General features: G+C 28.2%; 9 protein-coding genes. 2 read left to right on the plus strand and 7 right to left on the minus strand.

The features are described 5' to 3' along the window. Positions 1-213: 213 nt before the first annotated feature. Complete coding sequence (locus AVBRAN9333_RS07725) at positions 214-807, minus strand: restriction endonuclease (RefSeq protein WP_336609750.1); 594 nt, start codon at positions 805-807, stop codon at positions 214-216. A gap of 97 nt (positions 808-904) precedes the next feature. Between AVBRAN9333_RS07725 and AVBRAN9333_RS07730 the strand changes: the two genes are divergently transcribed. After that, entirely contained in the window at positions 905-2,761 is a 1,857-nt protein-coding gene (locus AVBRAN9333_RS07730; RefSeq protein ID WP_336609751.1) for a DUF1561 family protein, read from the plus strand. Positions 2,762-2,838: 77 nt separating this feature from the next. Here the strand turns inward: AVBRAN9333_RS07730 and AVBRAN9333_RS07735 are convergent, their stop codons facing one another. The 6 genes from AVBRAN9333_RS07735 to AVBRAN9333_RS07760 form a co-directional block, all read right to left on the minus strand. Then, the gene (locus AVBRAN9333_RS07735; RefSeq protein ID WP_214117680.1) at positions 2,839-2,982 is read right to left on the minus strand and encodes a hypothetical protein; all 144 of its coding nucleotides are present in this window, start codon (positions 2,980-2,982) and stop codon (positions 2,839-2,841) included. 191 nt (positions 2,983-3,173) lie between these two features. Beyond that, a complete protein-coding gene (locus AVBRAN9333_RS07740; RefSeq protein WP_336609752.1) occupies positions 3,174-4,598 on the minus strand; it encodes a BspA family leucine-rich repeat surface protein in 1,425 nt (474 codons plus the stop codon). 345 nt (positions 4,599-4,943) lie between these two features. Further along, the gene (locus AVBRAN9333_RS07745; protein WP_336609753.1) at positions 4,944-6,317 is read right to left on the minus strand and encodes a BspA family leucine-rich repeat surface protein; all 1,374 of its coding nucleotides are present in this window, start codon (positions 6,315-6,317) and stop codon (positions 4,944-4,946) included. Between the two features lie 15 nt (positions 6,318-6,332). After that, on the minus strand, positions 6,333-7,985 hold the full coding sequence (locus AVBRAN9333_RS07750) for a hypothetical protein (protein ID WP_336609754.1): 1,653 nt from the start codon (positions 7,983-7,985) through the stop codon (positions 6,333-6,335). 42 nt (positions 7,986-8,027) lie between these two features. Next, complete coding sequence (locus AVBRAN9333_RS07755) at positions 8,028-9,026, minus strand: hypothetical protein (RefSeq protein ID WP_336609755.1); 999 nt, start codon at positions 9,024-9,026, stop codon at positions 8,028-8,030. A gap of 1 nt (position 9,027) precedes the next feature. Then, positions 9,028-9,327 carry a YkgJ family cysteine cluster protein gene (locus AVBRAN9333_RS07760; RefSeq protein WP_239803266.1) on the minus strand — a complete coding sequence of 100 codons (300 nt, stop codon included), beginning with the start codon at positions 9,325-9,327 and terminating at the stop codon, positions 9,028-9,030. Between the two features lie 394 nt (positions 9,328-9,721). On the opposite strand from AVBRAN9333_RS07760, the gene AVBRAN9333_RS07765 reads away from it, so the two are divergent. Next, positions 9,722-10,471, plus strand: a complete 750-nt coding sequence (locus tag AVBRAN9333_RS07765) for a Fic family protein (protein WP_239803265.1) — start codon at positions 9,722-9,724, stop codon at positions 10,469-10,471. The last annotated feature ends 561 nt before the right edge of the window (positions 10,472-11,032 follow it).

An 11,032-nucleotide genomic window follows, 5' to 3' on the forward strand; every position in this document is an offset into this window, starting at 1 on the left:
TATCCATATCAAACAATATATTTACATTATTTATTACTAAGCAAAATTTTTTAATTTATATATTCGCCGATTTTTATTAGTAGTGTATAAATTTCCTTGATAAATACCAAAACAACCATATATAAAATAGCTATTTTTATTGATTTTAATAAAATTGCAATTATTAAATTCTTATCACAAAATAACAAATAAAACTATTTTGTAATTTTCATACTATTCTTCAATATTTAAATACTCTATTAAATCCTTATAATTATTTAAATAATATTCAGCACTTGCTCTTGGCTCACTTGAACTTATAAAAACTTTTTTAATAGTTTTATTTTTAAGCATTTTTTCATTCTCACTAACAAAAACAGCGCAATCACCTAAAAATTTCCTTAACAAATCTTGACCTATTTGGCTTTTGTGATTTTTGCACTGAATTAATACACACTCATTTTCTTTATAGCAAACCAAATCTATCCCACCATCGTTTTTACCATTTATAAAGCCGTGTGGAAAGACCTTGTAGCCTTGCTCTTCGTAATATTTTTTAATTTTTAATTCATATAATCTGCCCTTTTTTTCATTTTCGCTTTCTGCTTTGTAGATTATAGATTTTGTTATTTTGTGGTAATTTGGCATTTTACTGCTTAAAATTTCACTAAATTTATACTTATTAACAACTTTCAAAATCGCTTCGTCAAGCTCTTTTTCATAAGCCTTTAAAATATCTTCATAGTTAGAATTTAATTCTTCTTGTTTTTTAAATTCTATGCTATTTTTGATAGCAAAATATCTTTTTTTAGCATTATTATCACTCATTTTTGCTCCTTAATTTTCACAACTATTAAAAAATATTTGAAATTTAGAATAAATATTATTATAAATTAATATAATCACAAATCTTAAGGGGGAAATTATGAAAAAACTTATATTAATATTATTTTACCTTTCTACAATATTTGCAAATAGCGTCCCGCAAACTCCAGCCAACACAATACAAGATAAGCATTTAATCATAAAAGCTCACGATAATAAAACTTTTTGTCTAGCTCCAAGACAAGTGCATGATAGGGTCATAATCGGTATGCTAGATTGTAAACAAGCAGTAGATACGAGATATGATTTATACAAAAGACTTGCTTTTAAATATAAAGACAATTGGCTATGTGCAAGTCTTAGCGATAGGTTTAAAAGTGGACAAACCAAACAAGATTTCTTTGAATTAAAGCCTTGTGTTTTAAACGATAAATCTCAATGGTTTAACATAACAGATACCTTTAGCTTACCAGCTTACATTGATGTAGAAGTAAAAGAAAGCGAGTATAATTTACTAGCTACAAAAAACAAAAACGCCAATAAAATAACCATAGATAATGACGAAATGAAGCAGTGGCTACAAGCAGTTCCACCGCCTATTAATTACGCTCTTAAAACTTCTATATATTTTCGTTCAAAATCAAATAATAAATTAGAACTATTTTATATTACAAAAAATGGAGCTTCAAAAACACCATTTAATTTTTATTACGATATTACAAGTGGTAAAATAGCTCTTTTTAACCCTAGCAGTGGGACTTTTGAGTGCCTTGAAACTAATCTTAGCAATCAAGACGCTAGTTTTTTAAAGTTTTCTAAATGTAATTTTTACGGATTTGAAAATAGATTTTATTGGAATTTAAATTTATTTGAAAATTCTTATATATTAGATATTAATAAAAATATTTTAGATGTTTCAAGGGGCAGTGAATTAGGAAAATTATTTATAAGTGATATAAATTATTATAAAACCCATTTATCTCCTAGCGTTTTATTAGATGGTAAATTATCATTTGACTTTAGCGTTTATGAATTAAGGAATTTTAACGCAAGAAATTTAGGACTTTTCTCTAGCCATTGTGGTGCAGAAAGAAGAACAAAACGAGAAGTTATATCAAATAGCTTAGCTAATTTTGACCCTTTACAAGCAAATTGGAAAGCACGATTATTAAGCATTGCAAGGACTACTGATAGCAGCACTGATGCTAGTGGGATTTGTGGAATTTGTATGCTACATACTTATGAAATAGTTTCTTTACTAACTCAAGTATATCCACATAGTCCTATATTAAATTATAGTTCTACTGGATATTTATTTGATTATATGGACAATGTATCTCCATTTACTACATTTGCTAGAAGAAACCCTGCGATGTATAATTTAATGGGTGAAGCACTTGAGTTATGGGGACAACAATTGGCTTTAGGTGAAGGACTATATTCAAGGGGTATTAGGGCGATTTGGGCTTTAACTAGCAGTATTTTGCCAAGACAAGAATGGAGTCTTAGCACTATCACAACTCAAGATAATTTAAGATCTCAATTAAGGGGTATTTTAAATTCTCCTGCTGGTTCTTTGTATATTGCATTAATGAGTTTAGATAACGGCAGAGCACACGCAGTTCCTGTCATCATTACAAACAACGGAGCAGTAGTAATCCCAACAAATGCTCAAAACATAAGCGAAGAAGATTTTACAAGCTTCATATCACCTACACAAGATGAGCGTACTTTGTTAAGAAACCTATCTGCTAATAATAGATACAACATACAAGCCATTAGCTTAATTGGTTTAGCTGGTAATAGAGATAATATATTTGAAGAATATTTAAATCAATTTGATTGTACTGGTGGTGGTGATTTTAGACGAGGAAATGGACATATACTAAATCCTAATCACGCTGATACTTGTGATAATGATAGATGTGATTTGATGGAGATTGAGCATAATTTTTAAGAATTTAAATCGCTAATTTTTTGGCGATTTAAATCAAAATATTTTAGCTCTTTTATTATAAATTAATTGCTAAGAATTTAATCCTTAAATAACAACTCTACAACCTTTGCAATAATTGCTAAAAAAATTAAGAATATAAAAACTACAAGTAAAAGTCTAAAAACACCTAAGCCAAAAAATAAAAGTAAAGCTAAGATAAATAAAAGTCCTAAAATCCACATATAAACTCCTTTTTAATTTCGTATATCTTAGCAAAAGTAAAGTCCTGATTATGTCTATATAAAAAGATTTTAATAAATTTAAAATATAAATTTTGATTTATAACTTTACAATTATTCTTTAAAATGTAGCGAAATTTTTGGAATTTGAAAAAAGGAATTTCATTTGAAACTCCCATTTGAAATTCTTAGACTTATTCGTTTTCTTCACAAAATTTCTTATAAAACTCCGGCAAATGTTCTAAACTCTCACAACCTGCAAACATATTGTTCATATTAGTTACCTTACTTGTATCCCAAGTATTTATTCCGCTAAAATCTGTCCTTTTACTATCAAATATAGTAAATAAATAACTCATATCTATGATTAAACTTGTATCAATCTTATCTAGTTTAATATCATCAGTATAAACTAATGCCCTTAACTCAGCTTTGTTTTTTGGTTTAAATTTGCCATTTTTCATATCTATCCACTTATTTTTAGCAATAAACTTTGGAAGTTTTGCTAAATAATAAAAGTTTTCAATAATCTCATCTTTACTGAAACTTTTTAGATTTTTAGGATGCAAATTGATACAATCTTTAAACATATTATTCATATGCTTTACATTTGTCATATCAAACTCAATTGCTTGATTAAAGTTTATGCAACCTTCAAACATATTATTCATATTAGTTACTTTACTTGTATTCCACTCTAACTTTTTGTTAAAAAACATACAATTATAAAACACACTATCCATATTAACTACATTGCTTGTATCCCACTTTTCTATACCACTAAAATCATCCCTAAAAATACCTAGAAAAAAATAGCTCATATCTGTAATAAGACTTGTATTAATGTCTCCTAAATAAACACTATCATCATATAATATCTTTTCTAGTTGTTTTTTGTTTTTTGGCTTGTATTGCTTTTGATTATTTGAGTTTTTTCTTTTTATATTTTTGAAAAATAAGCGTGTAGAGTTAAAGCAATTATAAATTCCCATTACTATCTTAAAAAATCCTAAAGCTTGTTTTGGGTACAAAACTGCAATACACTCTAAATCACCTACACAAAGCCTTTTTATAGCTAGGATAAGCTTTCTAAATGATGAGTGATTTACACAAGGTAGCTCGTGTATATACTCATCATCAAACATACACTCAGTATAAATAGCACTACTCATATCAAAATTTACTTTTTGTTTGAAGTTTTTACAACCATAAAACATTTGCTCAAAATTGATTACTTTTTTAGTGTTAAAGCTTATAGATTGATTAAAGCTTTCACACTTAAAAAACATAGAACTCATATCTTTTACTTTTAAGGTATTAAAATCTAAGCTTTGATTAAAATTTTCGCAACCACTAAACATATTATTCATATTAGTTACATTAGAAGTATCAAATGTTAAAGCTTGATTGAAGTTCCTGCAATCATTAAACATACCACTCATATCAGTTACATTGCTAGTATCCCACTCATTTATACCACTGAAGTCTTTTCTATTACTCCAATGAAAAAGCCCACTCATATCAGTTATAAGGCTCGTATCAATATCGCCTAGATAAACACTCTCATCTCTTACTAGCTCAAGTAATTCTTCTTTTGTAGTTGGTTTATATTTTTTCATCTCTAATCCTTAAATATTAATTCAATAATCTTGCCAATAATTGCAAGTATAATAAGCCCTATAAAAATCAAAAGCAAAAGCCTAAAAACTCCTAAGCCAAAAGTAAAGCTAAGCTAAGATAAACAAAAGTCCTAAAATCCACATACAAACTCCTTTTTAAGTTTTGCTTATCTTAACAAAAGCAAAGTTGTGATTGTGTCCATATAAAAAAAGAATTTAAAATAAGAATTAAAGCTTTTATTTTAATCCTTAAAATACAGCGAATTTGTTGGAATTTAAAATAGGAATTTCATTTAAAATTCCTAATTCAAATTCTTAGGCTTATTCTTAGTTTTATTTATAAAATTACTTGTAAAACTCAGGTAATTGCTCCAAACTCTCGCAACCTTCAAACATATCTTCCATATCAGTTACTTTGCTGCTGTCAAAATCAAGCTTTTGATTAAAGTTTTTACAATATATAAACATATTGCACATATCAATTACATTTCTTGTATCAAAACTCAAAGGCTGATTAAATTGCTTACATTCAGCAAACATTGCATTCATATTGATTACCTTACTAGTATCAAAATTTACAGGTTGGTTGAAATTTTTACACCTGCTAAACATTGAACTCATATTTGTTACATTGCTAGTGTCAAATTTAAGTGTTTTATCAAAACTACTACAACCAAAAAACATACCACTCATATTTGTTACATTGCTAGTATTAAAGCTAAGATATTGATTAAAATTCTTGCATTCATAAAACATACTACTCATATTTGTTACATTTTTGGTATCAAACCATAAAGGAGAGTTGAAATTATCACATTCATAAAACATTGAGCTCATATCGGTTACTTTGCTTGTATCCCAAGTATTTATCCCAGAAAAATCCTTTCTAAGGCTATCTTCAAAAAGCCCACTCATATCGGTAATCAAACTCGTATCAACTTCATCAAGGCTAAGCACATTAGAATAAACCAATCTTTTTAGTTTTTCTTTGCTTGTAGGCTTAAATTTACGATTTATTACTTCCTTGTTTTTAAAGTGATTTAAAACAAGCTTCATAGCAGGTTCACAATCATAAAAATATTCAAGCAATTCATTTATCTCAAACTTTTCAAAAAAGCTTGAATTCATTTCATAACAACCTTTAAATATGCTTTTTAGACCATCAACAAATATTTCTTCATCGTTATACATATTGCTTATATCAAAATCAAAAACTTGATTTAGTTTTTCGCAACCCTCAAACATAGAGCTCATACTCTCAACATTGCTAGTATTGAGATTTAAAACTTGATTGAAATTACTGCAACCTTCAAACATAGAATCCATATATTCAACATTGCTAGTATTGAGATTTAAAACTTGATTGAAATTACTGCAAAAAGAAAACATATTTCTCATATCTCTTACACTAGAAGTATCAAAGGCAATAGGTTTATTAAAATTACTACACCATTTAAACATATCACTCATATCGGTTACATTTGAAGTATCAAATACTAAAGCTTGATTGAAATTACTACAACCATAAAACATAGAGTTCATATCTTTTACATTGCTAGTATTCCACTCATTTATACCATTAAAATCAGCTCTTAAGCTATTATAAAAAAGCTCACTCATATCGGTGATAAGGCTCGTATCAATATCGCCTAGATAAATACTCTCATCTCTTACTAGTTCTTGCAATTCTTCTTTTGTAGTCGGTTTATATTTTTTCATAAAATCTCCTTTAAATTATAATTTAAGCGGCTCATCACTTAACATAAAATCATCAAATTCTTTTTGGCTTACAAACAAATCATTCACTCCATAAGCACTTGCAAGTTTTATCAAAGCTTCATCAGCTTTTGCGTAATCATTATTAGCCATAGCACTGCTAATATCAGCAAAACTTAGCTCGCTAATATCTTTTAGATTACTTATATATTCATTTGTAAAGCTTTCTAAATGAAGTCTATTTTCTATCATTTTTGGCATTATTTCATGATATAAAGCTTCTATTTCTTCTCTTCTTGCTTTCGCCATTTTTGCACTTGCACAAATTGTTAAAAAGCCATTAATAGCTAAATCCAAACTTTGAGAAAATACGACAACTCCAACCGAACAAACTAAAATAGAAATCCCAGTAGCTAAAACATTGCCTACATAAACGCTAAGTTCCCTTTCAAGTGCAAAACCAAATGCAACCATGATAGCCGAAAACAAGCTCTTTAAAATTGTTCTAATAAGTTGTGAGAAGCTTTTAATCTCACCTTTTATAAATTGCCAAATAGCATTAAAGATTGATTTGGCACTATTTCTAAGGCTTGTCCACATAGCTCTTAGATTGCCACCAATATTTTTTAGGCTTTGTGCGGCAAGTCCTACGATAGTATCAATTAATCCAAAACTAGCACCCCTACCAAAACTCTCACTTCCTTTTACAAAAACTTGTTTTAAAAGCCTTTGTAGTCTTATTAAAAAATCTTCGTGGTTATTGTGTAAGTACTCATCTCTTAATTCCCATACAACCCCACTTGCAAAAGTGCTTAAAACAACTGTCCCCGCATCGCTTAAACCTGTTTGAGCTATATTTATACCTGCTTGTTTTGCCTGCTCTAAATAAACCGTTTTTAAAGCAGTTTTTCCATCTGTATTGGTTTTTTGTCCGTTTTCTTGAATTTCGCCTTTTATATAGCCTGATTTGGCTCTATCGCTACCCTTTTCAAGTTGTTTAAATTTCGTTTGTTTTTCATCTAATTGCTTTTGAATTATTGCTTTTTTATCTTCTGGTGCATTTTCTAGATTTTGTCTTATTTGCTTAATTTCATTCTCTGCTCTTTCATAAGTATCGCTATCTACCCTAACTTTAACCCCAGCTTCAAAATACTTATCATAAGTTTTAGAAAAAATACTATCGCCAACAGCCTTTAATTGCTCTTCTTTAACCACATTGCCATTTTTATCAACCCCTACTACATCTACTAAGGTATGATTTGTCTTAGCATAAACATCTAGTTTTGGATTAGTTGCTATGCTTTTGATTTCTTCATCGCTAAAATTAGAAGTTACCATTGATTTTTTTAAATCATTATTTGTTTTAAAATCTTTATTTTCATATACTTGTTTTATCTCTTTAAGCTCATCTGTTGTATAAGCTCTAGTATCATTTTTATTATAAGCATTTTTGATATTTTGCTTACCTACTTCATAAGCTTCAAACATCTGTCCAAAACCATTTGGATTGTTTCCATGTTGTTTTACTGCTTTTTGCATACTTGTAGTAAGCTTTGAACTTTCCATATAAGCACCATAAGAATCAACATTAAAAATATTTAGTCCAAATCTAGCAAGACTTTGAGTGCCTAGCTCTTCTATTAGCTCATCAAAAAATAAACTTTGCGTCATTTTTACTCCTTTAAAAAAGGTGGCAAAAAGCCACCTAAAAATTTATTTATTCATAATGCTTGCTGCGAACTCTTGAGAACTTAAAATAGCAGCTTTAAACTCACTTGCAATCTTGCCATCTTCTCTTAATACATTCACTTTGCAAATTCCACTCATTACTTTTACAATATTTACAATGTATTTCATAAACGATTTTTCGCCATTTGAATATGTAGAATAATCATTATTACCTTCAACCATTGCTCTAAACTTAGCTAAGTCTTTTACAAGTAAAACATCAAGTTTTTCTATTTCTCTAATAGCTTCATTAACGATAGTTGATATTGAGTTAGTTGCTATTCTTGCTGTATCCATTTCTTCTTTTGCAACATTTGCTTTTGCAAGATTGCTTCTAGCATCATCTAGTGCTTTTTCGCCTGCTTTTGAGTATAAAAATCCACCTAATGCTAACACAGGTGCTGCAACAATGCCACCAAGCACAGCCATTCCACCTGCCATACCAAATCCACCTGCAGCTAAACTTCCACCACCTAGCCAAGCTAAGGTTGCATTAGTTGCTGCTGCACCACTAAGACTTGCTATCGCTATGCCTGTAGATGCACTTGCAAGAAGTCCAACACTTCCATAAGCTCCAACCCCAGCTAAAACACCAGCTCCAAGAGAAGCTATACCACCGCCTGCAAGCTCTGCAAAACTAATAACACTTTCTTTAGTAAATGCAATAAATTCTTTAATATCAAAACTCAAATCATCTTGTGAAAAATCACTCTCTTCAATGTTTTTAATCTGTGAATATATATCAATAAATTCACTAAAAGAATGCTCGTGAATATGTATTTTTGCTAAACCTAAATTTTCTAAAGCTTTATTTGCTTGGTCTCTTGATTTTTCTAATTTACTTTTAGCATCATCAAAAATACCTTGCGCTTTAGAATTTATATTCTCAGCTTCTTTTTTATCGCAATGTCCATCATAAGCTTTTTTTGCTCCAAAAGCACCTGCTGCTACTGCTATACCACCTAAAATAAAAGGAATTGGCATTTTAAATCTCCTTAATTAAATTAATTTTATATTTTTTATCTACTTTAAATTTATCTTGTAAAGCATTGCAGACTTTTATATTCTCGTTGTAATATTTAGCCTTACTCATATACTTTTTAAGAAACCTTTCGTAATATTCATCAACCCTACAAACCATAGGACGATTTTCATAAATCCTGCATGTATTATCATCTGCTAGGTGCATACAAACACCATTTAAATTAAATTCTTCTAGTTCTTTTACTCCGTTAATACTTTTGCAGCATAAGCCACATGCAGTGCATGGAAAATTATCTAACATTGCTAAGTTCCTTTGAATATAAATGAGAAGTTTTGAATAAAATTAATGAAGTTAAGTGATTTTAGTTTTTGTAAAATCCCCCCCCCATAAGAGAAAATATAGCTTTCATTTATTCTCCTTTCTTGTAATTTTTCGCATTATAGCATATGAGTTGTCAAAATTCTGTCCATATAAAAAATATTTAAAATATTATTAATAAAAATATTGATTTTAAAAGCTTAAACTAAAAACAAAATATAATACTAATTACTGCAAATAAAAAAATATTTTATCTTACTTTAACTATTTGTATTACATATTATTGTATTGACTATAATAAATTTCTAGGTTACAAAAATAAAAAGATGAATGTATTAAAATAAAATTATATAAATTAAAAAAGGGATTAATAAATATGAAAAATAAATTTCATATGAGCTTAGAATACAACATATGTTTAGCAAAAAGAAATATCGTAGATAATATCTATAAAAGTGCGAGACTTGAGGGAATTAATGTAACTTTTCCACAAGTAGAAGCCATTTATAACGGTGCAAGCGTGGGCAATCTAAAGGTAGATGATATTGTAGCTATTAACAACCTTAAATATGCTTGGTATGTTCTTTTTGATACTATAAGTTATCCTGAAGTTGATTTTGCTTATATTTGTAAAATGAACAAGACTATAGGTGCAAATTTAATCTATCAATCAGGCTACATAAGGCAATTTGATGTAGCTATTGGTGGAACAACTTACAAACCTAAAATGCCATATAAAGAAGAAATTATAGAAGAATTAAACGAAATACAAAAAATCACAAACACTACACAAAGAGCAATAACATTAATGTTATATCTAATGAGAAAACAAATATTTAGCGATGGCAACAAACGAACGGCAATTCTATGTGCTAACAAGGTCTTGATTAGCAATGGAGCTGGTTTGGTAAATATTCCAGTCGGATTAATTAACGAGTTTAAAGAAAAATTAATTAAATATTATGAAACAAATGAAATGAAAGATATTATGGATTTTACTTATAAAAATTGTATTGATGGATTTAATAGCATAGAGCCTAGTATTGAAGAAAAGCTTGAGAGTGAAAAAAATGATGAAATGTTTAATCAATACATAGCAAAATCTTATAAAAATAAATTGTTTTAAAGAATATAAGCTTTATTTTAAAAGCTAATATTTATACTTTTAATCTATTTGATTAAAAACAAAATTACCTAATAATTAAATATATTGCTATTACGATAGGAGTAATTAATAGCTTTATGTTTTTATTGTTTTCTTTAAATTTAGCTAAATAATTTAAAATTCTTAATCAAGTGAGCTATAAAACAAATACTTGATTTAGCAGAGTAAAAAACACTTGCAAAAACACTACCCCCCCCCAACACTAAAAACTCATATCCTAATTATGTTTTATATGCGTAATAAATACTTTTATATAATAAATCTAATTAATTTAATTACTTAATAAGCTTAGGGTATTAACTTACTCTAAAGTATTTAATTAAGTTTAATTTTTATTACTTTAAATCACTAATTAAACTTAGCATAAAAACATTTTAGTATTAATTACTTATCTTCTAAAAACAATCTAAGCCCTAATTACTGCAAAAGAATTTAAATCCAAATTTTATATAAGCTTAATTTTTAAATACTTCGTTTTTTAAAAGCTTTGTTTTAAATAAACTTTATTTGATATAAACTTTG

It is taken from the genome of Campylobacter sp. RM9333 (assembly GCF_020137705.1).
In the GTDB taxonomy this organism is placed as follows: domain Bacteria; phylum Campylobacterota; class Campylobacteria; order Campylobacterales; family Campylobacteraceae; genus Campylobacter_E.